Annotated in this window: 26 protein-coding genes and 1 pseudogene; 7 read left to right on the top strand and 20 right to left on the bottom strand. The window is 69.2% G+C overall.

All coding sequences use genetic code 11. From position 1 onward, the window contains the following. Positions 1 to 23: 23 nt before the first annotated feature. From BM388_RS04595 to BM388_RS04585, 3 genes are all read right to left on the bottom strand, one after another. On the bottom strand, positions 24 to 602 hold the full coding sequence (locus tag BM388_RS04595; RefSeq protein WP_089847684.1) for a TRAP transporter small permease: 579 nt from the start codon (positions 600 to 602) through the stop codon (positions 24 to 26). A gap of 198 nt (positions 603 to 800) precedes the next feature. Beyond that, a complete protein-coding gene (locus BM388_RS04590; protein ID WP_089847682.1) occupies positions 801 to 1,823 on the bottom strand; it encodes a TRAP transporter substrate-binding protein in 1,023 nt (340 codons plus the stop codon). 91 nt (positions 1,824 to 1,914) lie between these two features. Continuing rightward, a complete protein-coding gene (locus BM388_RS04585; protein ID WP_089847680.1) occupies positions 1,915 to 2,442 on the bottom strand; it encodes a TIGR02444 family protein in 528 nt (175 codons plus the stop codon). A 53-nt stretch (positions 2,443 to 2,495) separates the two neighbouring features. Here BM388_RS04585 and BM388_RS04580 point away from each other — a divergent pair, with 53 nt between their 5' ends. Beyond that, complete coding sequence (locus tag BM388_RS04580) at positions 2,496 to 4,442, top strand: ATP-binding cassette domain-containing protein (protein WP_089847678.1); 1,947 nt, start codon at positions 2,496 to 2,498, stop codon at positions 4,440 to 4,442. A gap of 45 nt (positions 4,443 to 4,487) precedes the next feature. On the opposite strand, the gene dtd is transcribed toward BM388_RS04580, so the two are convergent. The 4 genes from dtd to thiD form a co-directional block, all read right to left on the bottom strand. Then, on the bottom strand, positions 4,488 to 4,925 hold the full coding sequence (gene dtd / locus BM388_RS04575; protein ID WP_089847676.1) for a D-aminoacyl-tRNA deacylase: 438 nt from the start codon (positions 4,923 to 4,925) through the stop codon (positions 4,488 to 4,490). A gap of 69 nt (positions 4,926 to 4,994) precedes the next feature. Continuing rightward, entirely contained in the window at positions 4,995 to 5,588 is a 594-nt protein-coding gene (locus BM388_RS04570) for a chalcone isomerase family protein (protein WP_089847675.1), read from the bottom strand. A 112-nt stretch (positions 5,589 to 5,700) separates the two neighbouring features. Further along, positions 5,701 to 6,546 carry a universal stress protein gene (locus BM388_RS04565; protein ID WP_089847673.1) on the bottom strand — a complete coding sequence of 282 codons (846 nt, stop codon included), beginning with the start codon at positions 6,544 to 6,546 and terminating at the stop codon, positions 5,701 to 5,703. Positions 6,547 to 6,629: 83 nt separating this feature from the next. Beyond that, positions 6,630 to 7,442: a bifunctional hydroxymethylpyrimidine kinase/phosphomethylpyrimidine kinase gene (gene thiD, locus BM388_RS04560; RefSeq protein ID WP_089847671.1), complete on the bottom strand. Its 813-nt coding sequence runs from the start codon at positions 7,440 to 7,442 to the stop codon at positions 6,630 to 6,632. A gap of 63 nt (positions 7,443 to 7,505) precedes the next feature. Here thiD and BM388_RS04555 point away from each other — a divergent pair, with 63 nt between their 5' ends. Then, complete coding sequence (locus tag BM388_RS04555) at positions 7,506 to 7,937, top strand: YqaA family protein (protein WP_089847669.1); 432 nt, start codon at positions 7,506 to 7,508, stop codon at positions 7,935 to 7,937. Positions 7,938 to 8,021: 84 nt separating this feature from the next. Here BM388_RS04555 and BM388_RS04550 read toward each other — a convergent pair whose 3' ends face one another. The 6 genes from BM388_RS04550 to BM388_RS04525 all read right to left on the bottom strand — a co-directional run bounded on the left by BM388_RS04550 (position 8,022) and on the right by BM388_RS04525 (position 13,675). Further along, the gene (locus BM388_RS04550) at positions 8,022 to 9,131 is read right to left on the bottom strand and encodes a TRAP transporter substrate-binding protein (protein WP_089847667.1); all 1,110 of its coding nucleotides are present in this window, start codon (positions 9,129 to 9,131) and stop codon (positions 8,022 to 8,024) included. A 210-nt stretch (positions 9,132 to 9,341) separates the two neighbouring features. Further along, positions 9,342 to 10,745, bottom strand: a complete 1,404-nt coding sequence (locus BM388_RS04545) for a TRAP transporter large permease (RefSeq protein ID WP_089847665.1) — start codon at positions 10,743 to 10,745, stop codon at positions 9,342 to 9,344. After that, the gene (locus BM388_RS04540; protein WP_089847662.1) at positions 10,745 to 11,302 is read right to left on the bottom strand and encodes a TRAP transporter small permease subunit; all 558 of its coding nucleotides are present in this window, start codon (positions 11,300 to 11,302) and stop codon (positions 10,745 to 10,747) included. The genes BM388_RS04545 and BM388_RS04540 overlap by 1 nt, the downstream gene beginning before the upstream one ends. A 115-nt stretch (positions 11,303 to 11,417) precedes the next feature. Further along, positions 11,418 to 12,254, bottom strand: coding sequence for an endonuclease/exonuclease/phosphatase family protein (locus BM388_RS04535; RefSeq protein ID WP_089847661.1), 837 nt, complete (start codon positions 12,252 to 12,254; stop codon positions 11,418 to 11,420). Position 12,255: 1 nt separating this feature from the next. Continuing rightward, positions 12,256 to 12,888 (bottom strand): thiol:disulfide interchange protein DsbA/DsbL, encoded by a 633-nt coding sequence (locus BM388_RS04530; RefSeq protein ID WP_089847660.1) that lies wholly within the window; start codon positions 12,886 to 12,888, stop codon positions 12,256 to 12,258. Between the two features lie 166 nt (positions 12,889 to 13,054). Next, complete coding sequence (locus BM388_RS04525) at positions 13,055 to 13,675, bottom strand: c-type cytochrome (RefSeq protein WP_089847659.1); 621 nt, start codon at positions 13,673 to 13,675, stop codon at positions 13,055 to 13,057. A 238-nt stretch (positions 13,676 to 13,913) separates the two neighbouring features. Between BM388_RS04525 and yihA the strand changes: the two genes are divergently transcribed. Then, a complete protein-coding gene (yihA, locus tag BM388_RS04520) occupies positions 13,914 to 14,552 on the top strand; it encodes a ribosome biogenesis GTP-binding protein YihA/YsxC (protein WP_089847658.1) in 639 nt (212 codons plus the stop codon). Positions 14,553 to 14,598: 46 nt separating this feature from the next. Here the strand turns inward: yihA and BM388_RS04515 are convergent, their stop codons facing one another. From BM388_RS04515 to argH, 7 genes and pseudogenes are all read right to left on the bottom strand, one after another. Continuing rightward, complete coding sequence (locus tag BM388_RS04515; RefSeq protein WP_089847657.1) at positions 14,599 to 15,330, bottom strand: HAD family hydrolase; 732 nt, start codon at positions 15,328 to 15,330, stop codon at positions 14,599 to 14,601. Next, on the bottom strand, positions 15,327 to 16,241 hold the full coding sequence (locus BM388_RS04510; protein ID WP_089847656.1) for a tyrosine recombinase XerC: 915 nt from the start codon (positions 16,239 to 16,241) through the stop codon (positions 15,327 to 15,329). Before BM388_RS04510 ends, BM388_RS04515 begins: the two co-directional genes overlap by 4 nt. Continuing rightward, a complete protein-coding gene (locus BM388_RS04505) occupies positions 16,238 to 16,954 on the bottom strand; it encodes a DUF484 family protein (protein WP_089847654.1) in 717 nt (238 codons plus the stop codon). The genes BM388_RS04510 and BM388_RS04505 overlap by 4 nt, the downstream gene beginning before the upstream one ends. A 30-nt stretch (positions 16,955 to 16,984) precedes the next feature. Then, complete coding sequence (gene dapF, locus BM388_RS04500; protein ID WP_089847652.1) at positions 16,985 to 17,833, bottom strand: diaminopimelate epimerase; 849 nt, start codon at positions 17,831 to 17,833, stop codon at positions 16,985 to 16,987. Further along, positions 17,833 to 19,113 carry a diaminopimelate decarboxylase gene (gene lysA, locus BM388_RS04495; RefSeq protein WP_089847650.1) on the bottom strand — a complete coding sequence of 427 codons (1,281 nt, stop codon included), beginning with the start codon at positions 19,111 to 19,113 and terminating at the stop codon, positions 17,833 to 17,835. The genes dapF and lysA overlap by 1 nt, the downstream gene beginning before the upstream one ends. 232 nt (positions 19,114 to 19,345) lie before the next feature. Further along, positions 19,346 to 19,459, bottom strand: a pseudogene (gene lptM / locus BM388_RS18245) (LPS translocon maturation chaperone LptM); the annotation flags it as partial. After that, entirely contained in the window at positions 19,459 to 20,868 is a 1,410-nt protein-coding gene (gene argH / locus BM388_RS04485; protein WP_089847645.1) for an argininosuccinate lyase, read from the bottom strand. The gene argH and the pseudogene lptM, both read right to left, overlap by 1 nt. A gap of 233 nt (positions 20,869 to 21,101) precedes the next feature. On the opposite strand from argH, the gene hemC reads away from it, so the two are divergent. From hemC to BM388_RS04465, 4 genes are read left to right on the top strand one after another with little or no spacing between them, the layout of a single operon-like run. After that, entirely contained in the window at positions 21,102 to 22,043 is a 942-nt protein-coding gene (gene hemC, locus BM388_RS04480; RefSeq protein WP_089847644.1) for a hydroxymethylbilane synthase, read from the top strand. Next, a complete protein-coding gene (locus BM388_RS04475) occupies positions 22,043 to 22,837 on the top strand; it encodes a uroporphyrinogen-III synthase (RefSeq protein WP_089847642.1) in 795 nt (264 codons plus the stop codon). The genes hemC and BM388_RS04475 overlap by 1 nt, the downstream gene beginning before the upstream one ends. Positions 22,838 to 22,843: 6 nt before the next feature. Continuing rightward, positions 22,844 to 24,397 carry a uroporphyrinogen-III C-methyltransferase gene (locus BM388_RS04470; protein WP_089847640.1) on the top strand — a complete coding sequence of 518 codons (1,554 nt, stop codon included), beginning with the start codon at positions 22,844 to 22,846 and terminating at the stop codon, positions 24,395 to 24,397. Further along, positions 24,394 to 25,647: a heme biosynthesis HemY N-terminal domain-containing protein gene (locus tag BM388_RS04465; RefSeq protein ID WP_089847637.1), complete on the top strand. Its 1,254-nt coding sequence runs from the start codon at positions 24,394 to 24,396 to the stop codon at positions 25,645 to 25,647. Before BM388_RS04470 ends, BM388_RS04465 begins: the two co-directional genes overlap by 4 nt. The last annotated feature ends 25 nt before the right edge of the window (positions 25,648 to 25,672 follow it).

The following is a 25,672-nucleotide window of genomic DNA, read 5'->3' as shown; positions in this document are numbered from 1 at the left end:
CGGGCTTTCTGCCCACCGTCAGGTCAGACTTCCGTTTCCGTATCCTTGTAACCGTCGAGCACGCCGGTCGACAGATAGACGTCCCGCGACGTCAGGTTCTTGATCGCGGTGAGCAGGTACTGGATGCCGGTGATCAAAAAGCCGAGCGGTGCCCAGACGTAGATGATCCAGATCGGGAAGCCCAGTGCCGGCAGGATCCTGCCTTTGTCGTGGAGGTCCAGGATGTAGATGATCGAGTAGTAAAGCAGGAAGAACATCACCAGCGAGGTGCCCAGCGCGATGAAGATCATCAGCGCCTTGCGCCCGCCCACGGGAAGCGCATCGTAGATGGCCGACATGCGGATATGGCGGCCGTGCCGAGCGGCATAGCCGATGCCGGCGAAGGTGATCATGATGATCAGGATGCGATTGATCTCGCCGGAGAAGTAGATGCTGTCGCCGAACACGAAGCGGGCGATAACGTTGGCGATCGTGTTGAAGGCCATCAGCAGCACGCCGAGCGCCAGAATGACCGCCTCGAGTTTACTGATGAAGGTGTCGATGGTGCCCAGAAAGCCCGGCAATCCCGAGCGGTAATGCTTTTCGGACTCTTCTTCGGTCATGTCCGCGCTCCCTTTCAGCATGCGATGCGGGGAATCAGGGATTCCTAGAAGTCCAGCATACGCGCCGCGACCGGCCACCGAGACCCGAGACATCAACGCTGGGTGCACGCTCGCGCATGCCTGGAAATTCCCTGCCCAGAAACAGCAGGGGGGTGGCCCGGGCGGGCCACCCCCCTGTCGAGGCGACGTCGATAGAGGTTACTCCGCGTCGTCTTTCACTGCCTCGAGGTCGGCCTTGAACTGCTCGAGCAGTTCCTTGCCGCTCTCGCCGGTCATGTCGACGAACTCTTCCTCGACCTGGGGAGCACGCTCCTTGAAGGCCTGGATCTGCGCGTCGTCGAGACGCGTCACGGTGACCTCGTCAGAGGACGCCTGGATCTTCTCCAGGGAGCTCTCGGCCAGTCCCTGAATGTGTTCGATGGTGTGGTCGTAGGCCGCGTCGGAGGCGGCGCGCACCAGCTCCTTGTCCTCGTCGGAGAGGCCCTCGAAGAAGTCCTGGTTGGCCATCATCGCGGTGGTGAACCAGCCGTGGCTGGTGAAGGTCAGGTGCGGCGAGACCTCGTAGAGGCCGCCGGACTCGATCCAGAAGATCGGGTTTTCCTGGCCGTCGATGATGCCGGTCTGCAGGCCGCCGTAGACTTCGCCCCAGGGCAGCGGCGTGGGCGTCGCGCCGAAGGCGCTGTAGGTCTCGGCCAGCAGCGGGTTGGTCATGGTGCGGATCTTCTTGTTCTCGAAGTCCGCCGGCGAGGTGATCGGCTCATCGGCGGTGACCACCATCTCGCCTTCCGGATACATCTGCAGCAGCTCGAGGCCCTGCTCGGCGTAGAGCTCCGGGAACATCTCGTTGATGGCCTTGCTCTCGTCGAAGAACTCGAGCACCTGATTCATGTCGGTGGGCATCAGATAGGGGATGAAGAAGATCTGTGCCTCGGGGATCAGCGCGCCGGTGAAGCCGGGAGACTGGTTGACGAACTGCAGGATACCGTTCTGGGTCTGCTCCATGATGTCGTCGGACTCGCCGAGCTCGCCGAAGCGGTAGATCTGCAGCGAGTGATCGGAGTTCGCCTCGATGTAGTCCTTGAAGGCGACCGCGAAGACGTCCTGCACGTCGCCTTCGTACTCCTCGTGGGCGTAGCGCCAGTTATCAGCCATGGCAGCGGTGGACATGCCAACCATCAGTGCGCCAATACCGGCGCTCGTCAACAGTTTCTGTGACTTCATTCTTGTGATCCCTCTACAGGTTTGACCCGCGACGGGGATGGCCCATCGGCAGGCGTCTGGTGAATTCGGCATTCACTCAACTGATTTCAGGCTAGCGTGGCCCCTTTGAGGGGTCAAGCTGGCTTATTAGCATCTTAAGTTTAGTAAGATCACGGGCTTTGCGGAGCCGAAGACGGTTGGCGAGGACCTCCAGTGGAGCGGGAGGCGGCGTAGGCAGCGGCGCAATGCCGCGTCCGCTCAGGGCCTGGCGTTGCAGGTGCGAGAGGGCCTCGCGCTCGGCCTGGAGCTCGGCCTTTTGGAGCGTGCGGCGCAGCTCGGCGACGCCGGCGTCGTCCTGGGCCTCGGCCTTGAGGGCCCGGCGCAGGCGGCGCAGCGGCGCCGTGACGTCGCGTTGCCAACGACGCGTGTCATCGGGCGGGGCGTCGCAAGTCAGGCCGTGGTGGTAAAGCCAGCAGTGCCAGAGCATCTCGCAGACATCGACGCCGGCCTCGTCCTGCAGCGACAGGCAGGCGGCCTCGACACCGTCGCGCCCGTAGAGGGCCAGCGCGAACTCCCAGAGCGGGTCGCGGCGCAGACGGGCCCGCAGAGCGTCGGGCAATTGGGTAGAATCGTGGGTCATGACACGCTGTCGCCTCTGGGCGGCGGCCTCACCGACTGCCGAGTGGAGCCTGCATGATCGCACTGCGCCAAGTTTCCCTGCAACGCGGCACCCAGCCCCTGCTGGAGGGGGCCGACCTGACCCTGCACGCCGGCCACAAGGCGGGGATCGTCGGGCCCAACGGCGCGGGCAAGTCCAGCCTGTTCAAGCTGCTGCTCGGCGAGCTCGCCCCGGACAAGGGCGAGCTGGAGATGAGCGGCGGCCAGCGCATCGCCCACATGGACCAGGAGGTGGAGGCCCTTGACCGCTCCATCGTCGACTACGTGCTCGATGGCGACCGCGAGCTGCGCCGCACCGAGACGGCCCTCGAGCAGGCGCGTCAGCGCGAAGACGCCCACCGCGAGGCCGAACTGCACGGCGCCATCGAGGCGCTGGACGGCTACAGCGCCCCGGCCCGCGCCGCCCAGCTGCTGGTGGGACTGGGCTTCTACCAGGCCGATCTGGATCGGCCGCTGTCGGCCTTCTCCGGCGGCTGGCGCATGCGCGTCAACCTGGCGCGCACGCTGTTCAAGCCCTCCGACCTGCTGCTGCTCGACGAGCCCACCAACCACCTGGACCTGGATGCGCTCCTGTGGCTCGAGCAGTGGCTCACCCGCTATCCCGGTACCCTGCTGCTGATCTCCCACGATCGCGACTTCCTCGACGCGGTGTGCGACCACATCGTGCACTTCGATCGCCAGTCGCTGGTGATCTATCGCGGCAACTACTCCACCTTCGAGCGGACCCGCGCCGAGAAGCTGGCCCTGCAGCAGGCCGAGGCCGCCAAGCAGCAGGCTCGCCGCGAGGAGATCGAGCGCTTCGTGACGCGCTTTCGCGCCAAGGCGAGCAAGGCGCGCGCCGCCCAGAGCCGCTTGAAGATGCTCGAGCGCATGGGCGATATCGCCGTGGCCCACGCCGACTCGCCCTTCCACTTCACCATTCCCTCGGCCGATCGCTCCTCCCACCCGCTGCTGGTGCTCGACGAGGCGCGCCTGGGCTACCGTCACGCCGACGGCCGCGAGACGGTGCAGCTCGACGACGTCAAGGTGACCCTGCTGCCGGGCCAGCGCATCGGCCTGCTGGGCCCCAACGGGGCCGGCAAGTCGACGCTGATCAAGTCGCTGACCGGCGACCTGCCGCTGCTGGCCGGGCGCCGGGTGCCTGGCGAGCACCTGGCGATTGGCTACTTCGCCCAGCACCAGCTGGAGGGGCTGGATCTTGCCTCCACGCCGTTCCAGCACGTGCAGCGCCTGTCGCCCACCGCGGCGGATCTGGACATCCGCAAGTTCCTGGGTGGCTTCGGGTTCCAAGGCGATGACGTCTTCGCCGAGGTGGGGCGCTTCTCCGGCGGCGAGAAGGCGCGCCTGGCGCTCTCCCTGGTGGCCTGGCAGAAGCCCAACCTGCTTCTGCTCGACGAGCCCACCAACCACCTGGACCTGGAGATGCGCGAGGCGCTCACCGAGGCGTTGGCGAGCTTCGAGGGCACGGTGATCATCGTCTCCCACGATCGCCACCTGCTGCGCGCCACCGTCGACGAGTTCTGGCGCGTGGCCGACCACGGAGTTGCGCCCTTCGACGGTGACCTGGAGGACTACCGCGCCTGGCTCAAGAGCCGCCTGGAAGGGGAGCGCCGGGAGGCCCGGGCCGACAAGGCCGAGCGTCAGGTCGAGGGGGGTGCCCCCCGGGAGGATCGCAAGGCGTCGCGTCGCGCCGCCGCGGAGATGCGCGAGAAACTGCGTCCGCTCAAGCGCGATCGTGATCGGGCCGAGAAGGCCATGGAGAAGGTCCAGGCCGAGCTCGTCGGCGTCGAGGAGGGCCTCGGTGAGGCCGCGCTCTATACCGATCCGACGAGAAAGGACGAACTCACCGAGCGGCTGGGGCGCCAGGGCGAGCTCAAGTCGCGACTCGAGGAGCTGGAGCAGGCCTGGATCGACGCCGAGGAGGCGCTGGAGGCCGCCGAGGCGGAGCTCAACGGCGCCTGATGCCGGCGCTCACGAGGGTCGGGGCTGTGGGCGGCTCGGGTGAGCTCAGCCCTCCAGCAGGAAGGTGACCGGTCCGTCGTTGATCAGCGCGACCTGCATGTCGGCGGCGAATTCGCCGCTTTCCACCGTCGGCCAGGCCGCCCTGGTCCGGTCGAGCAGGTAGTGAAAGAGGCGCTCGCCCTCGGCGGGCGGGGCAGCGCTGGAGAAGCTCGGCCTGAGCCCCTTGCGGGTATCGGCGGCCAGGGTGAACTGGGAGACCAGCAGCAGTCCGCCCTCGGCCTGCTGCACATTGAGGTTCATCTTGCCGGCCGCGTCGGCGAAGACCCGGTAGTGCAGCAGCTTGTGCAGCAGCCGGTCGGCCGAGGCCTCGTCATCGCCCCTCTCGACGCCCACCAGGGCCAGCAGCCCCGGGCCGATGGCGCCCACCTCACGCTCGTCCACCTCTACGCTGGCGCGTCGCACGCGCTGAATCAGGGCCTTCATCGGGCGAGCTCTCCTGGCTGATGTCTCGGGCGGTCAAGCCTAGCACGGCGGCTGGCTGGATGGCCGCCCTCAGCGTCCCAGCAGGTCGTCCCGGAAATCGTCCCCCAGCGGATCGTCGCCCAGCCAGATGCCGAACAGCGCGCTGGCAAGCGCCTGGTCGCCGCCTGAATAGAGTGGCTCGCCGTTCAGGGCAAGGGTCAGGGCCTCGCCGTCCCAGCCCAGGGCGTAGCGGTCGCCGGGACTGACGTCGCGATAGCGGTCGTTGAAGGCGGAGAGGCTCGACTCGAGGCGGGCGAATTCGCTGCCGGGCAGGGCCTTCTGGATGCGCTCACGGGTCACCTCGGCGAAGTCCCCGGCCTCGATGGCGTGGAAGTATTCCAGCTCCAGGCGGCGCGGCACTTCGGACTGCGGGGCCGGGCGAGGGTAGCCGGCGGCCTGGTAGTAGGCGCCGGCGTAGGCATCCCAGATCATGTAGCGAAAGAGGCCGTGGCCGATGCGCTCATAGCGGCGCTCGCCGACTTCCAGCGTGGCGGCGAAGCGGGCGCCCTCGACCTCGACGGGCTCCTTTTCGGCGGGCCTACTCTCGGCCGAGGCGGCCGCAGCGGGCAGCGCGATCACCAGGGCGGTGAGCAGTAGGCGGCCGCGGGTGCAGGACAGGAACATGGACGAACCTCACGCTTCGGGGTGTGGCTTGTACAGACACTATAATCGCGTGCAGGTTCTGTGTAGATGCGCTTGACCCATGCGAGGGACGGCCCTCCAGATGGACGACCCGCTACCAGGCGCGACAGAGCATGACGTCGCAGTGGGGCTCCGAGAGCAGGCGCTCGGTGATCTGGCTCTGGCGGCCCAGCTGCCCGCGGCTGCCCAGCGCGAGCAGGTCCGGCGGCTGGCGCCGCAGGCGCGTCATCAACACCTCCAGGGGATCGCCCTGTTCGAGCACCAGCTCGAGCTCCGGCACGTCGTCGAGCTCGCCCATCAGCTGTTCGGTCTCGCGCTCCAGCTGGGTGCGCAGCCGCTCCACCTCGCGGTCGCGCCAGCGGGCGTAGTCGCCGTTCGAGCCCAGCTCGCGTTCGCCGGGAATGTCCCAGGCATGCAGCAGGGTCAGTCGCGCCTCGGGGAAGCGCTTGAGCGTCTCGCGCAGGGTGTGCCGCGAGGTCAGCGAGAAGTCTACCGGCACCAGGATGTCGTGCCACGCCTGGGTCGCCAGGTGGCTGACCGAGAGCACCGGGCAGGGGGCGCTGCGAAGCACTCGGGCCAGGGTGGTGCCGGCCACCAGGTCGGGCTGCCCGCGCTTGCGATGGGCGCCCAGGATGATCAGGTCGGCCTGGCGCTCGTGGGCCTCGCGGATGATCTCGGCATAGGGGGCGCCGGCCATGGTCTGGATCAGGCTCGACGGCTCGGGTAGCGCGTAATCCTCACGCAGGTCGGTGAGGGTCGCGCGGATGTCCGCCACCACGGCGGCCTCCAGGTCGTGGAGGACGCGGCGCGGCAGATAGGGGTCGAGCACATGGATGATGTCGAGGCGGGCGCCGCTCTCCACCGCCAGGCGCACGGCACGAGCGAAGGCGGCGCGGTTCTCGGCGGAGAGATCGCTGGCGAACAGCAGGGTCTGGCTCATGATGACTCCCTCCCGGACAGGAAGATCTCGATGGCACCGCTCTCAGCATGGGTGGCACCGGGGGAGGGCGCAAGGCCGCCCGCCTACCACCAGGCGTGGAAGTGATGCACCGGGCCGTGCCCCTGGCCCACGGCGAGGCGATGGCTCTGCTCGAGCGCGCGGGACAGCCAGGCCTTGGCGGCAGCCACCGCCTCGGGCAAGGCATCGCCCAGGGCCAGGCGCGCGGTGATTGCCGAGGAGAGCGTGCAGCCGGTGCCGTGCAGGTTGCCGGTGTCGATACGCGGCCCTTCCAGCCACTCGAGGGTATCGGCGGTGATCAGCAGGTCCGGGCAGGCCTCGCCGCGCAGGTGGCCGCCCTTGAGCAGCACCGCGCCGGCGCTCAGCTCGCGCAGGGCGGGCGCCATCGCCTGCATGCCGGCGCGGTCGGTGGGCACCGGGCAATCGAGCAGCACCGCCGCCTCCGGCAGGTTCGGGGTGATCAGGTCGGCCAGCGGCACCAGGCAGTCGCGCACCGCGGCGATGCCGGCGTCGTCGACCAGGGTATCGCCGCTCTTGGCCACCATCACCGGGTCGAGCACCACCCAGCGCGGCCGCCGGGCGGTGAGGCTGTCGCGGATCGTCTCGGCCACCTCTCGGCTGGCCACCATGCCGACCTTCACCGCGTCGATGGCGATGTCGTCGAGCAGGGTGTCGAGCTGGGCGGCGATGAACGCGGCCGGCACCGGATGCACCCCGGTGACGCCGCGGGTGTTCTGCGCGGTTAGGGCGGTGATCACGCTGGTACCATAGCTGCCCAGGGCCGAGAAGGTCTTGAGATCGGCCTGGATGCCGGCGCCGCCGCCGGGGTCGGAGCCGGCGATGGTCAGGGTATTGGGGATCGAACGGGGGGTGGCCATCAGCGTCTTGTCATTGCTTTCGAAGGGGACCGATAGCCTACTGCAGGGAGGGGGCCCGGTGCCATGCTGATGCTGTTTCTGGTGGCGCTGGCCAGCGCCACCCTGCTGCCCGGTGGCTCCGAGGTGTGGCTGGCGCGACTCTGGTGCCAGGGCGAGCCGGGATGGTGGCTGTGGGGCGTGGCGAGCGTCGGCAATACCCTCGGCAGCCTCGTCAACGTGGGCCTGGGGCGCTATGCGCGCCACTTCCAGGATCGCCGCTGGTTTCCGGTCTCGCGGGGAGGGCTCGAGCGCGCCGAGCGCTGGTACCTGCGCTTCGGCGAGTGGAGCCTGCTGGCGGCCTGGGCGCCGCTCATCGGCGACCCGCTCACCGTGCTGGCGGGTATCCTGCGCCTGCCCTGGTGGCGGGCGATCCTGCTGATCGCCGTGGCCAAGGGCGCCCGCTACGCCCTGGTGCTGTGGCTCGCCGAGGCCTGGCTGGCCCCGCTATGCGCTTGAGTGCGCGGCCGACAACGACGAGGGGCCGCCCGCAGGCGGCCCCTTGGTATTGCACGCCACGTTAGTGGCGTGGCACCGGCGCGATCACTCGCTGGTGGTGTCGCCCTCCGGGTTGCGGGCGTTGTAGTAGGCCTGCTCGGAGATGGCGTGATAGTTCACGACCTTCTCCTGGAAGGCCTCGTAGGAGTCGTAGATCTTCTGCGCCATCTCGCTGGACTCGGCGAGCTCGGCGACCACGTCGGCGGAGTGCTCCTGGGCCTTTGCCAGCACGTCGTCCGGCAGGCGACGCAGCTCCACCTCATGCTCGTTGACCAGGGTCTCGAGAGCGTCGTTGTTGCGCGCGGTGTACTCGTCGAGCACGTCGGCGTTCACGTCACGCACCGCGGTGCGCAGGATCGCCTGCAGGTCGGCGGGCAGCGCGGCCATGGCCTCCTCGTTGACGATCGCCTCGAACATCACGGTCGGCTCGTGCCAGCCGGGGTAGTAGTAGTACTCGGCGGCCTGGTGCAGGCCGAAGGCCAGGTCGTTGTAGGGGCCGATCCACTCGGTGGCGTCGATGGCGCCGGACTGCAGGGAGGTGAAGATCTCGCCGCCCGGCATGTTAACGATGGCTACGCCCATGCGGTTCATCACCTCGCCGCCGAGGCCCGGCATGCGCATCTTCAGGCCGTCCAGATCGTCGACGGAGGTGATCTCCTTGTTGTACCAGCCGCCCATCTGCACGCCCGAGGCGCCGGCCGCCATGACGTCGACGCCGAAGTCGTCATACAGCTCGTTCCACAGCTCCAGGCCGCCGCCGTGATGCAGCCAGGCGATCATCTCCTGGGCGTTCATGCCGAAGGGCACGGCGGCGAAGAACTGCGCCGCCGGTGCCTTGCCCTTCCAGTAGTAGGAGGCGGAGTGACCCAGCTCGGCGGTGCCGCCGGAGACGGCGTCGAAGACCTCGAAGCCCGGCACCAGCTGGCCGGCCCCGAACACCTCGATGGTCAGGCGGCCGTCGGACATCTCATCGACCAGCTTGGCGAGACGCTCGGGCCCCTGGCCCACGCCGGGGAAGTTCTTCGGCCAGGAGGTGACCATCTTCCACTCGAAGGTCTCCTGGGCCTGGGCGGTATTGTCGATGCTGGAGACCAGCAGCAGGCCGGATGCGCCGGCGCTCATGGCCACGGCCATGGCGAGTGATCTGAGTTTCATACGGTGCCTCTCGTGTTGTGGGACTTGGTGTCGAGACGCCCCAGGGGGCGGTTGGCGGTAGGGTGTCGGGGCGTGCCCGCCGTGAACGGCGCGGGCGCCGTGTCAGGACGCTGGCACTATAGCGAATCGGGTGGCCTTGGCTGCTAACTCTCAGTCCACGCTCGGTGTCAGGCGGCACCGCGCCCGGGCCCGGCCCGGGCGAACGTGCTGCTAGAACTGGTCCGGCAGCCAGGTGGCGAGCCCGGGGAAGAAGGCCAGGGCCAGCAGCATGGCCAGCTGCAGCACGATGAACGGCATGACGCCCTTGTAGATCGCCGAGGTGGGCACCGAGTCCGGCGCCACGCCGCGCAGGTAGAAGAGCGCGAAGCCGAAGGGCGGCGTGAGGAAGGAGGTCTGCAGGTTGATGGCGATCATGATGCCGAGCCAGATGGGATCGAGGCCCATGGCCAGCAGGATCGGCCCGACGATCGGCACCACCACGAAGGTGATCTCGATGAAGTCGAGGATGAAGCCGAGCAGGAAGATCACCAGCATCACGATCAGCGTCGCCCCGACCACGCCGCCGGGCATGCCCTCGAAGACCTCGGTCACCAGCTCCTCGCCGCCGTAGGCGCGGAACACCAGCGAGAACAGCGCCGCGCCGATCAGGATCATGAATACCATGGTGGTGACGTGGGTGGTGGAGCGCAGTACCTCCTTGAGGGTGGCGAGATCCAGGCGGCGGTAGGCCAGGGCCAGCATCAGCGCGCCGAAGGCGCCCACGGCCGAGGCCTCGGTGGGGGTGGCGAAGCCGCCGAGGATCGAGCCCAGCACGATCACGATCAGTACGATGGGCGGTACCAGGCCCTTGAGCAGCAGCAGGCCGAGGCCGCCCTCGTGGCCGAGCTCCTCCATCAGCTCGCGGCGATCGACGGCCGGCGTGGCGCTGGGCTTCCACCAGGCGATCACGGCAACATAGGCGATATAGAACACCACCAGTACCAGGCCGGGGATCAGGGCGCCCATGAACAGATCACCCACCGAGACCGTCTTGGGGCTGAAGATGCCCATGGAGAGCTGGGCCTGCTGATAGGCCGAGGAGAGCACGTCGCCCAGCAGCACCAGGGCGATGGAGGGCGGGATGATCTGCCCCAGGGTGCCGGTGGCGCAGATGGTGCCGGTGGCCAGCGGCACGCTGTAGCCGCGCTTGAGCATGGTCGGCAGCGACATCAGGCCCATGGTGACCACGGTGGCGCCGACGATGCCGGTGGAGGCCGCCAGCAGCATGCCGACCAGGGTCACCGAGATGCCCAGGCCCCCACGCAGCGAGCCGAACAGCAGGGCCATGGCCTCGAGCAGGGTCTCGGCGACCTTGGACTTCTCCAGCAGCACGCCCATCAGCACGAACAGCGGCACCGCCAGCAGCGTCTGGTTGGTCATGATGCCGTAGAGGCGGTTGGGGAAGGCGCCCAGGTAGCCGGCATCGAAGTGGGCATCGATGCCCAGCGACTCGAGCCCGAGGCCCAGCCCGGCGAAGGCCAGCGCGGTGCCGGCGAGCGACAGCGCGACCGGGTAGCCGGCCATCAGCACCAGGCAGATGACGATGAAGAGGATCAGCGGCATGAATTCCAGCATCACAGGTGCTCCTCGTGGGGCTCGTCGTCATGGGTAGCGGGAAGGCGTCCGGTCATCACGTAGACGTTCTTCACCGCCTCGACCAGGGCCTGGAGGATCATCAGGCCGGCAAACAGCGGGATCAGCGTCTTGAGCAGGAAGACCCCGGGGATGCCGCCGGAGTCGGGCGAGCCCTCGAGGATCGCCCAGGACTTGCCGACGTAACCGAGGCTCGAGAGGATCACGAAGCCCATTACCGGCAGCAGCAAAAAGAGGGTGCCGGCGAGGTCGACCAGCGCCTTGCGCTTCGGCGTCATCCCCCGATAGAAGATGTCCACCCGCACATGGCCGTCGTGCTTGAGGGTGTAGGCGGCGGCCAGCATGAACACCGCGGCGTGCATGTACATCACCGACTCCTGCATGGGGATGCTGTTGACGCTGAAGGCGTAGCGCAGCACCACGATCAGGAACTGGATGAGCATCATCAAAAGGATTAGCCAGGAGAGGCTGTTGCCGAGCCGCTCCGAGGCGCGGTCGAGCCAGGCGATGATGCCCGGCAGCTCGCGGGATTGGGCCATGGGGGGTCTCGCTGTGTCGGACTGAGCGTAGGAAAAGGCCGGATGGTCGCACACGGGAGGCGTGCTTACCGTCGCGGCGACCAACGCTGACTATACGTTACCGACCCGAGGAGCGTCAGTGTCGCCTGCGCTCGCTCGTCTGCCGGCCGGCGGCCAGGCAGCTGGTCAGGCAGGCATCGGGCAGCCGCACGTCCACGGCGATCGGCAGGTGATCCGAGAAGAGGTGCTCGAGCACCCGCACCTCGTCCGCCTGTAGCGAGTCGGAGAGCAGGATGTGGTCCAGGGCGCGGCGCGGCTGCCAGGAGGGGTAGCTGAGCGGCGGGCGCACCGGGTGCAGCGGCAGCGAGGCGCGGAAGCGCTCGTGGCCGTGCAGCTGGTCCGGGGTGCAGTTGAGATCGCCCATCACCACCACATGGCGCAGCGGGCGGATGATCTCGCTGAGGTAGTCGAGCTGGCGCACTCGGCCGCGATGGCTCAGCGCCAGGTGGGCGACGAACAGGTGCAGGGCGTCGGGGCCCTCGCCGTAGCGGACATGGATCGCCCCGCGGCCGGGCAGGGTGCCGGGCAGGCGGTGCTCCTCGATCCGCGACGGCGTCAGTCGCGAGAGCAGCCCGTTGCTGTGCTGGGCGATGCGGCCCAGGTTGCGGTTGAGCTGCTGGAAATGGTGGGGAAAGCCGGCGTGCGTGGCGAGGTATTCCACCTGGTTGATGTGGCTCGAGCGGAAGCTTCCGCCGTCGGCCTCCTGGAGGCCGACGATGTCGAAGCGGCCGAGCACCTCGCCGATCATGTTCAGACGCTGCAGCCGTTTGGGGTGCGGCAGGAAGTGCTGCCAGCTGCGCGTCAGGTAGTGGTGGTAGGCCGAGGTCTGTATGCCCACCTGCAGGTTGAAGGTGAGCAGCTTCAGGTGGCCGCCGTCGAGCAGCCGTGTCCTTGCCTCGGCCAGCTGGGGCATCTCAGTCAGCACGCTCCTCGCGGACCTTGTCGACCAGCGCGCCGGCGATCTGCGGCATGTTGCCGAGGCTGCCGGCGGTGCTCGGCGAGACCAGGTAGCGGCCGTCGATGATCAGCGCCGGCACGCCCATCAGCTGCATCTGGCGCATGCGCGCATGGGCCTGGTTCACCTGGCTCTTCACGCCGAAGGAGGCCAGCGCCTCGCGGGCCTCTTGCTCGCTGACGCCGTAGTCGCTGAAGAAGGCGGCGATGTCGTCTTCCGAGGCCAGGCGGCGGCCCTCCTCGTGGATGGCGTGGAAGAAATCCTCGTGGAGCTCGTCGAGGATCCCCAGCTGCTCGGCGGCATAGTAGGCGAAGGCATGGGTGTTCCAGGTGCCACCCATGGTGGCCGGCATGCGCTGGAAGGCCACGTCCTCGGACTGCTCGGCGACCCAGGCGTTGAGCGGGTCTTCCAGGTCGTAGCAGTGCGGGCAGCCGTACCAGAAGGCCTCGGTCACCGCGACCTGACCGTCCTCGACCCGCGTCTCCACCGGGTTCTCGAGCACGGTGTAGTGCTCGCCCTCGACGAGGGGGGCGGCGGATACCAGGGATGACAGGCCAAGGCCGGCCAGGGCAACCATCAGGGTCTTCAGCATGGGGGCTCTCCTTGAGTGCAACACCTTGAATGAAACAGGATTCGGGTGCCTGTGGGCGACACGCCGCTGGCTTTGATGCCCCGTCGGCGTCCGGGTTCCCCGCAGACGCCGAGGGCGGCCCCAGGCCGCCCTCGAAGTACCGGTGCCCGGCTCGCCGGGCCGGGGCTCAGTGCAGGCCGCGCACGTAGTTGGACACGGCGTCCATGTCGCTATCGCTCATCTTGGCGGCGATGCTGCGCATGATGGCGGCGGGGTCGTTCGCGCGCTCGCCGGCGGCGAAGTCCTGCAGGGTGGAGACCAGGTAATCATGCTTCTGGCCGGAGAGCGCCGGGTAGACCGCCGAGCCGATGCCCTCGCCGGTCGGGCTGTGGCAGGCCGAGCAGGCCGGGATGCCCTTGGCCATGTTGCCGGCACGGTAGAGCTCGCGGCCGCGCTCGATCAGCACCTCGTCATCCTCGGCCTGGCCCAGGGCCGGGTCCATCTCGGCGAAGTACTTGGCCACGTCCCAGGCGTCCTGGTCGGAGTAGTTGTCCACCTGGCCGGCCATCTGGGCCACCATGCGGTTGCCGTCGCGGATGTCCATGATCTGCTTGGCCAGGTAGGAGGCCTGCTGTCCGGCCAGGTTGGGGAAGGCGCCGGAGGGGCTGATGCCCTGCTGGCCATGACAGGCGGCGCAGGCCTGCGCCTTGTCTCGACCGGCCGCCGCATCGGCGTCCGCTTGAAGGTCCGCATGGGCCACGCCGACCGCGCCCATGGTGATTGCCAGGCTTGCCAGTAGCTTTCTCATCGCAGTTCCACTATCCCGTTACGTTGTTGGCCGGTACGTACCCCGGGTGCCGCCCGGGTTGGATCCGGGTGCCCTGTGGCCGGTCGTCGCCGACGCGGTGGTCGGTCGCTGGCGGCCGAAGCACGGTGGTATACTGACGCGCCCCGGGTCGCAGACAAAGACACTGCATTATAACGGAACACCCGAGCCGCGGGAATGCAAGCCGTGGCGCCCTTGATCAACGTCAGGATTCTCCCGCATGTCGCGACTCAACTCTCGCCTCAATTATCAGGCCGCTTGTTTCATCACTAGCGCTCCGACCCTGGCCAAGTGCCCGCCCGACAGCGGTGCCGAGGTGGCCTTCGCCGGCCGCTCCAATGCCGGCAAGTCCAGCGCCATCAATGCCCTGACCCGGCAGAAGGCGCTGGCCCGCACCTCCAAGACGCCGGGACGCACCCAGCTGATCAACTTCTTCGGGCTCGGCGAGGACAGCGATCGCCGGCTGGTCGACCTGCCGGGCTACGGCTATGCCAAGGTGCCGGAGCAGGTCAAGCTGGAGTGGCAGCGCCACCTCTCCGACTACCTGCGTCGGCGCGGCTCGCTACGCGGCCTGGTGCTGGTGATGGACGTGCGCCATCCGCTCTCGGAGTTCGACCAGACCCTGCTCGGCTGGGCCGACGAGGCCGACATGCCGGTGCATATCCTGCTGACCAAGGCCGACAAGCTGAAGAGCGGCGCAGCGAAGGGCGCCCTGCAGCAGGTGCGTTCGCGGCTGCACGAGTGGGAAGACCTGGTGAGCATCCAGCTGTTCTCCGCCCTCAAGAAGCAGGGCATCGAGGAGGTGCATGCGCGCCTCGACCAGTGGCTGCTCGATGCGCCGGTGCCCGCCGCCGACTGACGAGCGCTTCCCTTGAGCTCTGCCCTGGCGTCCGTGATGGCAGCGACTAGGTCAGGTCGGTCAGCAGGGCCGGCAGCTCGCGCACGTGCGCCAGCCGATGCACGCCCGCCGGCAGCGCGCCTGGCGGCGGGTCCGGGGCGATCCACACCGCCCGCATCCCTAAACGCAGCGCCGGCAGCACATCTTCTCGCCAGGAATCCCCCACGTGCAGCGCCCGCGAAGGCGCGGTCTCGAGCCGCGCCAGGGCGGCCAGGAAGGGTCGCGCGTCCGGCTTGGGAGCCTGGATCTCGCCGGCGGCGATGGCCACCCGGAAGTGGCGACACAGTGCCAGGCGGTGCAGCGCCAGGTTGCCGTTGGTGATGGCCCCCAGCCGGTAGCGATCGCCAAGCTCTTCGAGCAGCGGCTCCACCTCGGGGTGGGGCGCGACGTCCAGGCGCAGCGCATGAAAGCGTCCCATGGCGGCGGATGCCCACAGCCAGGCGGCGCTGCGTGGCAGCCCAAAGGCCTCCAGCAGTTCCACCAGGGCGCGCTCGCGCAGCCAGCTGAAGTCGCCCCGCCGCGGCGGGAAGCGCTCGGCCAGCCGGCCGCGCGCCGCCTGATAGGCCGCCAGGGGATAGCGCTCGGCGAATCGCCCGCGGGACTCGCCGCGGCGCGACAGCCAGTCCGTCAGGGCCTCGTCGAGCCAGGCATAGTGGCCGGTCTCGGTGCGCGCCATCACCCCGCGGTTGTCCCACAGGGTGTCGTCCAGGTCGAAGGTGATCGCCTCGAGGCTCATCAGGGCTCTCCGCTGTCGTCGCCGCGGCGTCGCGCCCGCGGATGGGCGGCGTCGTAGCTCGCCGCCAGGTGCTGCCAGTCGAGCCGGGTATAGACCTGGGTGGTGGCGAGATCCGCATGGCCCAGCAGCTCCTGCACCGCGCGCAGGTCCTGGCTCGACTCCAGCAGGTGGCTGGCGAAGGAGTGGCGCAGCCGGTGCGGATGGAGATGCTCGGCGAGCCCCCGCACCTTGGCCAGCTCGGCGAGGCGCCGCTGGATGCCGCGATGCCCCAGCCGTCCCCCGCGCACCCCCACGAACAGCGCCTGGGCGTCGTGCGCGGCCAGCTGGCCGCGCACGGTGAGCCAGGCGTCCAGGGCCTGGCGGGCTCGCCGGCCCACCGGCACCTGACGAGGCTTGCCGCCCTTGCCGAGTACCCTGACCCGCTGCGGCTGAAGATCCCCGAGATCCAGCGCCGCCAGCTCGGCCAGGCGCAGGCCGCTGGAGTAGAAGAGTTCCAGCATCGCCTGATCGCGGCGCGCCAGCGGCGAGTCGTCGTGGGGCGTGTCGAGAAAGCGCGACAATTGATCCACGTCCAGCGGACGCGGCAGGTGGCTGGGCTGGCGCGGGGCCTTCACCAGTGAGACCGGGTTGTGCGCCAGCTCTCCCGTCTCCACCAGATGAGCGGCGAAGCGCGAGATCGCGGCGCGGCGGCGAGCCAGGCTACGCGGTGCCAGGCCGCGCAGCCGCTCGCCGCCGAGGAAGCGGCGCAGCAGGGCGGCATCGAGTCCGGCCCAGTCGTCGATGGCCTCGGCGGCGAGAAAGGTCGTCAGGGCCGCGAGGTCGCGCCGGTAGGCGTCGGCCGTGGCGGGGCTCGCGGTGCGCGCCAGCCCGGCGAGGAAGGCCTCGACCGCGGGCTCGAGTATCGCGGTGCTCACGACGAGGCGGGCGCCATGCGCACCAGCAGGCGCGCCACCACCTCCCCCACGTAGTCGGTGAACAGGGTGTCCATGCTGGCGCGGAAGTGATCCGGGTCGGGGCTCGCCAGCACCAGATAGCCCAGCGGCTCGCCCAGGGTCAGCCGCGCCACCGCGCAGGAGCCGGCCTTGGCGGGCGCCGGCACGTGGGGCAGCAGGCGCTTCCAATCGGTGGGGGTCAGTCGCGTGCAGCGGCTGGGCCGGCCGTCGAGAAGCGCCGCCAGGCGCTGGCCGGCGTGATCGTCGAGCACCTGTCGGGGCGCCTGGGGCGGGTGGGGCTCGGCATCGGTGAGGCTGGCCGGGCACCACAGCGCCACCGCCGGGGTGTGGAAGTTCTCGGCGAGCTGGGTGGCCAGCGCCTGGCCCAGGGCGTCGTTGTCCTCGGCCTCGAGCAGCGCGAGGATCAGCTCGCGAGTGCGTCGATACTGGCCCTCGTTGAAGCGGGCCGACTCCAGCAGCTGCTCCAGGCGCCATTCGGCCTGCTCTGCGCGGGCGCGCAGGTCATGCACCAGCCGTTCGAGCAGTGAGGTGGCGCCGCGGGTCTCGGGGTGGGGCACCTTGAGCTGCTGCAGCAGCCCCTCGCGCCCGACGAAGAAGTCCGGGTGACGGGCCAGCCACTCGGCCACTCGATCGGGATCGAGGGTCTGGCGCGGGTCGGGGGCGGCACGGGTCATGGGCACTTCTCCTTGGGTGGCGGGGGCGACTCAGTTCAGCACGACGCGGCCGTCGAAGACGCGCTCGGCCGGTCCGGTCATGATCAGCGGGGCGGCGTCGCCGCCCCACTCGATGCGAAGCTCGCCACCGGGCAGGTGCACGGTGACAGGGCTCTCGAGCAGCCCCTGGCGGATGCCGCTGGCCACGGCCGCGCAGGCGCCGGTGCCGCAGGCCAGTGTCTCGCCGCTGCCGCGCTCATAGACTCTCAAGCGGATTTCGTGAGGTGACACCACCTGCATGAAGCCGGCGTTGACACGCTTGGGGAAGCGCGGGTGCGACTCGATGGCCGGGCCCAGCCGCTCGACGGGGGCGGTGTCGACGTCCTCGATCCGCAGCACGGCGTGGGGATTGCCCATGGAGACCACGCCGATCTCATGGCGCTCGCCGTTCACCTCGAGGGTGTGAAGGACCCGGCCCTCGGCGGCGTCGAAGGATTCCGTGGTGAAGGGCAGGGCCTCGGGGGCGAAGCGCGGCTCGCCCATGTCGACGCGCACCCGGCCATCGTCCTCGACCACCAGGGTCAGCGGGCCGCCGGCGGTCTCGACGTGGATCTCGTGCTTGTGGGTCAGGCGCTGGTCGCGCACGAAGCGCGCGAAGCAGCGCGCCCCGTTGCCGCAGTTCTCGACCTCGCTGCCGTCGGCGTTGTAGATGCGGTAGCGGAAGTCGCTGTCCGGATCACGGGGCGGCTCGACCACCAGCAGCTGGTCGAAGCCGATGCCGAAGCGCCGGTCGGCCAGGCGGCGGATCTCCTCCTCGGTGAAGCGCGCCCGCTGGGTGACCAGATCGACCACCATGAAGTCGTTGCCCAGCCCGTGCATCTTGGTGAAGTGCAGGAGCATCAGCGGGCCTCTTGTGCGTTGTCGGGCAGCAGCGCCTCGCCGGCCCAGAGTTCCTCGAGGCGCTCGCGGCGACGCACCAGGTGGGTCCGATCGCCGTCGACCATCACCTCGGCGGGGCGCGGGCGGCTGTTGTAGTTCGAGGCCATCACGAAGCCGTAGGCCCCCGCGGAGCGCACCGCCAGCAGGTCGCCCGAGGCGATAGCGAGTTCGCGATCCTTGCCCAGGAAGTCGCCGGTCTCGCAGACCGGGCCGACCACGTCATAGGTGGCGGCGTCGCGTGGGTGGCGGGTATCCACCGGCAGGATCGCCTGCCATGCCTGGTAGAGCGCCGGGCGGATCAGGTCGTTCATGGCCGCGTCGACGATGGCGAAGTTCTTGGTCTCGCCGGGCTTCAGGAACTCGACCCGGGTCAGCAGCACGCCGGCGTTGGCGGCGATGGAGCGGCCCGGCTCGAAGAGCAGGGTCAGGCGCTCGCTGCCCGGCCACGCCGAGAGGCGCTCGAGCAGGGCGGTGGCGTAGTCGAAGGGCGCGGGGGGGTGCTCGTGCTGATAGGGCACGCCCAGCCCGCCACCGAGGTCCAGGTGCTCGATCTCGATGCCGCGCTCGCGCAGGCGCTCGAGCAGCACCAGCAGGCGGTCGAGGGCGTCGAGGAAGGGCGAAAGCTCGGTGAGCTGGGAGCCGATGTGGCAGTCCAGGCCGACCACCTCGAGGTGGGGCAGCGTGGCCGCCAGCTCATAGGCGGCCAGCGCCTCGTCCACCGGAATGCCGAACTTGTTGTCCTTGAGCCCGGTGGAGATGTAGGGGTGGGTGCCGGCATCGACGTCCGGATTGACCCGTAGCGAGACCGGCGCTTGCATGCCGAGCCGGCCCGCTACCGCGTTTAAGCGCTCGAGCTCGGGACGCGACTCCACGTTGAAGCACTTGATGCCCGCCTCCAGGGCGCGGGTCATCTCGGCCTCCTGCTTGGCGACGCCCGAGAAGACCACCCGGGCCGGATCGCCACCGGCGGCGAGCACGCGCTCGAGCTCGCCTATTGATACGATGTCGAAGCCGGCGCCCATCGTCGCCAGCAGGCCCAGCACGGCGAGGTTGGAATTGGCCTTGACCGCGTAGCAGATCAGGTGCGGATGGCCGCCCAGGGCCTCGGCGTAGGCGCGGTAGTGGCGGGCCAGGGTCGCCCGGGAGTAGACGTAGCAGGGCGTGCCGAACTCGTCGGCGATGCGGGTGAGCGGCACATCCTCGCCGTAGAGGACGCCGTCGCGGTAGTCGAAATAGTCCATGCTAGCTCTCGCCTTGGAGAAACGTTGATTTATTGCTGCGCTCGATATCCTGTCCGCCGGCGGTGCGCGCAATCCTCATTGAGCAGCCTGTCAACTCCGGTTGCTGTGCGCCGGCGGCGATCAGCCTATCTTTCGCTCGCGACATAAATCAGCGCTTCTCTTGGGAATCGGTGTCAGCGTCTTGCCGGGCGGCGGCGTCGTCCGACGTCGCCTGCTCGGCGGCAGGGTCGTAGCGCTCGGCGGCCGCCTCGTCGCCGGGCAGGTAGAGCGGGCCCTTCTGGCCGCAGCCGGCCAGTGCGAGGGGCAGGGCCAAGGCCAGGGCCAGGGCGGAGAGGAGCCGGCGCATCAGGCCAGGCTCGCCAGGGCATCGCGGGCGCGTTGCGCCGCGGCCCGCACCTGGTCCGGGGCGGTGCCGCCGATGTGGTTGCGGGCCGCCACCGAGCCCTCGAGGGTCAGCACCTCGAAGACGTCCGCCTCGATGGTGTCGGAGAACTGGCGCAGCTCTTCGAGGCTCATCTCGGAGAGGTCCTTGCCCTCCTTGAGGCCGAAGGCCACTGACTGGCCGACGATCTCGTGGGCGTCGCGGAAGGCCACGCCCTTGCGCACCAGGTAGTCGGCCAGGTCGGTGGCGGTGGAGAAGCCGCGGCGGGCGGCCTCGGCCATGCTGGGCTTCTTCGACTCGATGGCCGGGGCCATGTCGGCGAAGGCGCGCAGGCAGCCCTTGACGGTGTCCAGGGTGTCGAACAGCGGCTCCTTGTCCTCCTGGTTGTCCTTGTTGTAGGCCAGCGGCTGGGACTTCATCAGCGTCAGCAGGCCCATCAGGTGGCCATAGACCCGCCCGGTCTTGCCGCGCACCAGCTCCGGCACGTCGGGATTCTTCTTCTGCGGCATGATCGAGGAGCCGGTGCAGAAGCGGTCGGGCAGGTCGATGAAGTCGAACTGGGCGCTGGTCCACAGCACCAGCTCCTCGCTCATTCGCGACAGGTGCATCAGCAGGATGCTGGCGAAGGCGGTGAACTCGATGGCGAAGTCCCGATCGCTGACCGCGTCGAGGCTGTTCTCGGCGGGCCGCTCGAAGCCCAGCAGCTCGGCGGTGACGTGGCGGTCGATGGGGTAGGTGGTGCCGGCCAGCGCCGCGGCGCCCAGCGGCAGCACGTTGACCCGCTTGCGACAGTCGAGCAGGCGCTCGTGGTCGCGCGCCAGCATCTCCTGCCAGGCCAGCAGATGGTGGCCGAAGGTCACCGGCTGGGCGGTCTGCAGGTGGGTGAAGCCGGGCATGATGGTGTCGGCCTCGCGGTCGGCCAGCTCGATCAGCCCCTCACGCAGGCGCGCCAGTTCGGCGGCGACGACGTCGATCTCGGCGCGCAGGAAGAGGCGGATGTCGGTGGCCACCTGGTCGTTGCGCGAACGGCCGGTGTGCAGCTTCTTGCCGGTGATGCCGATCTTGTCGGTGAGCCGCGCCTCGATGTTCATGTGCACGTCTTCCAGGGCCACCGACCACTCGAACTCGCCGCGCTCGATCTCGCCGCGGATCTCGTCGAGGCCCTGGGTGATGGCGTCGCGCTCATCAATGGTCAGCACGCCGACCCTTGCCAGCATGGTGGCGTGGGCGACGGAGCCCTGGATGTCGTGGAGGGCGAGGCGCTGGTCGAAGCCGACCGAGGCGGTGAAGCGTTCGACGAAGGCGTCGGTGGGCTCGCTGAAGCGGCCGCCCCAGGACTGATTGGTGCCGGGGGTGGAAGGACTCGGGCTCATCGGGCTGGGCATCCTGCTTGACGATAGGGGTGGTGGGCGCCGTCTGGGCGGCGCTGCCTTGACATGGCAGAAAGTGTACCAGAGTCCACGAGGCTGGCGAGGGGCGGCACACGCTCAGCGCGACGCGATTTTTCCTGTTTCGCGCGGTGCTTTATGATGAGGCGTATCCACATCATCACCGGGCGCCAGCGCATCGTGCGCCATCGGCAGGCCAACCGGTACGGGAGAACCACGTGCAAGCCATCAATACCCTGCGTATCGCCACCCGCAAGAGTCAACTGGCCATGTGGCAGGCCGAGCATGTCCGCGACCGTCTGATGGCCGCCCACCCCGGCCTGCAGGTCGAGCTGGTGCCCATGTCGACCCGCGGCGACAAGATCCTCGACACCCCGCTGGCCAAGGTCGGCGGCAAGGGGCTGTTCGTGAAGGAGCTGGAGGAGGCGATGCTCGACGGCCGCGCCGACATCGCCGTGCACTCCATGAAGGATGTGCCCATGCACTTCCCCGAGAGCCTGGGGCTCTCGGTGATCCTCGAGGGCGCCGAGCCCACCGACGCCTTCGTCTCCAACCACTACGCCTCGCTCGACGAGATGCCCCAGGGCGCGCGCATCGGCACCTCCAGCCTGCGTCGCGGCCTGCAGATGCGCGAGGCGCGTCCGGACCTCGAGGTCCTCAACCTCCGCGGCAACGTCCAGACGCGCCTGGGCAAGCTCGATGCCGGCGAGTACGACGCCATCCTGCTGGCCACCTCCGGCCTCAAGCGGCTGGGCCTCGAGGCGCGCATCGCCATGGAGCTGCCGCCCGAAGTCTGCCTGCCGGCCTGTGGCCAGGGGGCGCTGGGCATCGAGTGCCGCCTCCATGACCCGGAGCTTTTGGCGCTGCTGACCCCGCTGGACGACGCGACCACCGCCACCCGGGTGCGCGCCGAGCGCGCCATGAACACCCGCCTCGAGGGCGGCTGTCAGGTGCCGATCGGCGGCCATGCCGTGTTCGAGAACGACGGCCAGACCCTCTGGCTGCGTGCCCTGGTGGGTAATCCGGAGGGCACCCGGGTGCTGCGCGCCGAGGGCCGCGGCTCGATCCACGAGCCGGAGGCGCTGGGCATCCGCGTGGCCGAAGAGCTACTCGACCAGGGCGCCGGCGATATCCTCGCCGAGGTCTACGGCGCCGGCTGATGGCGAGCCGTCCGGTGTTGATCTCCCGCCCGGGCGAGCGCGCGGGCCCGCTGGCCGAGGCCATCGAGGCCCGCGGCCTGCCCGTGGAGCGCCTGGATGTCATGCGCCTCGAACCGCTGGCGGAGACGCCGGCGGCGCGCAGCACCTGGCTGGACGTCGACCAGTTCGACAAGGTGGTGGTGGTCAGCCCGTTCGCCGCCGAGTGTTTGGCGAACGCCCTGGATCGCTACTGGCCGCAGCTGCCGGTCGGCATCGACTACTATGCGGTGGGAGCGTCGACCGCCGCCGCTCTTCACCACCATCTGGGCGTGCGCGTGCACGTGCCGCCGCCGGAGAGCGGCGAGGACACCAGCGAGGCGCTGCTGCGCCTCGCATCTCTGCGGGCCCTCGACGAGCAGCGCGTGCTGCTGGTGGCCGGTGAAGGCGGGCGCACCCTGCTCGCCGATACTCTGGCCGCGCGGGGCGCCCGGGTGACGCGCTTGGCGGTCTATCGGCGTCGCCTCCTCGACCCCGCGCCGCCCCTGCAGGCGCGGCTGGCCGAGGGCAATTATCGTGCGCTGGTGGTCAGCAGCGGAGAAATTCTCGAACATCTGGCAGGATGGTGTACGGATGCCGCCTTGAACCAACCGCTAATCGTTTCCAGCGCGCGGTTGGCTACACTGGCCGGCAGGCTGGGATTTCGCGTCCCCGTGGTGGCCTCGGGTGCCACCCCTGCCGCCCTGGCGGTCACGGTCGCCGGGAGCAGCGCCCCTGAGGAGGCCGATGTCGATCATGATGATCTCGAAAAGGGCTAGCGACAGATGAGCAAGCAACCAAACGATCAGGACGAACAGCAGACGCCTTCGGATGCGGCTCAGGGCGCATCGACGCCCTCGGGCGGCCAGGGGAGCGGCGAAGCCGACAAGGGTGGCGGTACTGCCTCCCGTCGCTCGCGCCGCCGAGGCAAGGGTGGATCATCGGCGCCGGCCGGTCAGGCGAAGCAGGAGGCGGCAGCGCCGGGCGCCGCCGCGCCGAGCTCGGATGACGCGACCGCGTCGTCCAGCACGCCGAGTGCCGGCACCGACCAGCCGAGTGGTCAGGGCGGTGCGACCGAGAAGAAGTCGCCGAGCGCCTCCGCCGACACGCCGGCCACCGGCGCCAACGCGTCCAAGACGCAGAACGCCTCGACCGACAAGCCGGCCTCGGGAGGCGCCAGCGCCGGCAAGGCAAAGGCCCAGGGCGCGCCCGGGGACAAGGCGAAGGCCTCCGACGCTGGCAAGCCCCCGGCCGGTGGCGCCGCCACCGCCAGGAGCGACGGCGGACAGGGCGGCGGCAAGTCCGGCGCCGTGGCGCTGGTGCTGGTGATCCTGCTGGCCATCGGCGTGGGCTTCTTCGGCTGGCAGGCCTGGCAGAAGCTCGAGGCGCAGCAGCAGCGTCTCGCCGCTCTGCCCGCCGACGTCGCCAGCGAGTCCGCCCTGGGCGACCTGGAGGGCCAGCTGGAAAGCGCCGAAAGCGAGCGTGACGCGGCTCTCGAGTCGACACTCTCCAGCCTGCGCGGCGAGTTCGCCGACTATCGCAGCAGCGTCGATGAGACCCTCGATAAGGTACTCGACGAGCTGTCCCGTGAGCAGGACACCGACGAGCGCGACTGGCTGCATGCCGAGGCCGCCTACCTGCTGCGCCTGGCCAATCAGCGCCTGCTGCTGGAGCGCGATGTCGAGGGCGCCGCGGCCCTGCTGCGCACCGCCGACGCGCGCCTGCGTGAGGCCGACAATCCCGCCCTGGTCCCGGTGCGTCGCGAGATCGCCTCCGAGCTCGCCGCCCTGGAGGCCGTGCCGACGGTCGATCGCACCGGCCTCTACCTGGCGCTCAACGCCCAGCAGGAGCTGATCGCCGGCCAGCCTCTGGCTCAGGACATCGAGGAGATGACCGCCGATGCCGCCATCGAGGAGACGCCCACCGGCGATTGGCAGCAGCAGCTGTCGCGCTTCGGCAACGAGCTCAAGGATCTGGTCACCGTGCGCAAGCACGACGAGGCGCTGGAGGCGCTGATCGCCCCGGAGCAGGAGTCCTACCTGCGCCAGAGCGTGCGCCTGGTGCTCGAGCAGTCCCAGCTGGCGCTGCTCAAGGAGGAGCAGGCGCTCTATGAGGCCAGCCTCGACAAGGCCCTGACGCTGGTCCGCGGCTACTACGATACCGACGCCTCCGGCGTCCAGTCGGTGATCGCGCGCCTCGAGGAGCTCAAGCAGCGCAGCATCCGCCCCGAGCTGCCCGATATCAGCGGCTCCCAGCAGGCGCTGGCGAGCTTCATCGAGCATCGCTTCGAGAGCCGCTCCGCCGACCAGGCCGAGGGCGGCCAGGGAGATGACGCATGAGAAAGCTGATTCTGATCGTGGTCCTGGGCCTTGCGCTCGGGGCGCTGTTCGGCCAGCTGATGATGTCGGTGCCGGGCTACTGGCTGGTGCGGGTGGGCGACACCTCCTACCAGACCTCCTTCTGGTTCGGCCTGGTCATCCTGCTGGCGGTGTTCATCGTGCTGCACTTCGGGCTGCGCCTGTTGATGCGCCTGACCCGGCCGGTCAGCCGCTTCAAGGTGTGGAACAGCCGGGCCCGCAACCGCACCGCCATGAAGCGCACCGTGCGCGGCCTGGTGGCGCTCGCCGAGGGGCGCTGGAAGCGCGCCGAGAAGGCCCTGGTCAAGGCCGCCGATGACTCCAGTACGCCGCTGGTCAACTACCTCTCCGCGGCCCTGGCCGCCCACTATCAGGGGCGCTACGAGCAGGCCGATACCCTGCTCAAGCGGGCGCACCTGAGCACCGAGGGTGCCGACACCGCGGTGGGCATGATGCAGGCCCAGCTGATGCTGGATCGCCAGCAGTACGAGGAGGCGCTGGCGATCCTGACCCGCCTGGACCGCCACCTGCCGAACCATCCCCAGGTCCTCAAGCAGCTCAAGCAGGCCTATCTCAGCGTCAGCGACTGGGACGGCTTGCGCCGCCTGATGCCGCGGCTGGGGACTCAGCAGCTGATCTCCCGCGAGGAACGCGAGCAGCTTGAGCTGCGCGCCTACCGCGAGCTGATCGGCCAGGAGGCACGCAACCCCGGCGACATCGAACGGGTGCGCAACCTCTGGGCCGACATGCCCGATTACCTGCGTACCAACAACGACCTCATCGTGCTCTACGCCGAGGCGCTGGTGCGGGGCGACCAGGAGGGCATCGCCGAGCGGCTGCTGCGCCACTCCCTCAAGGAGCACTGGGACAGTCGCCTGGTGCTGCGCTACGGCCTGCTCGACGTGGATGCCCGCCGACAGCTGGTGGTGGCCGAGAAGTGGTTGCAGGAGCGGCCCAACGACCCGGACCTGCTGCTCGCCCTGGGACGCCTGGCGCTGCGCAACGCCTACTGGGGCAAGGCTCAGGAGTACTTCGAAGCGAGCCAGCGCCAGCGGCCCAGCGGCGTGGCATGCGCGGAGCTGGCCCGGCTCTACGCCAACCTGGGCGAGCATCAGAAGAGCCAGCTCTTCTACCGCCAGAGTGTCGAGCTGCTCGACAAGTCGCTGCCCTCCCTGCCGCAGCCTACTGAGACACCCGACTCGGCGGCGAAGACGGCCAAGGCGGCGTCCTGAGCCACGCCCGAACCTGAGCCAGGCT

The organism is Halomonas saccharevitans (assembly GCF_900116405.1).
Lineage (GTDB): Bacteria > Pseudomonadota > Gammaproteobacteria > Pseudomonadales > Halomonadaceae > Halomonas > Halomonas saccharevitans.
This window is presented reverse-complemented; position numbering and strand designations above follow the sequence as displayed.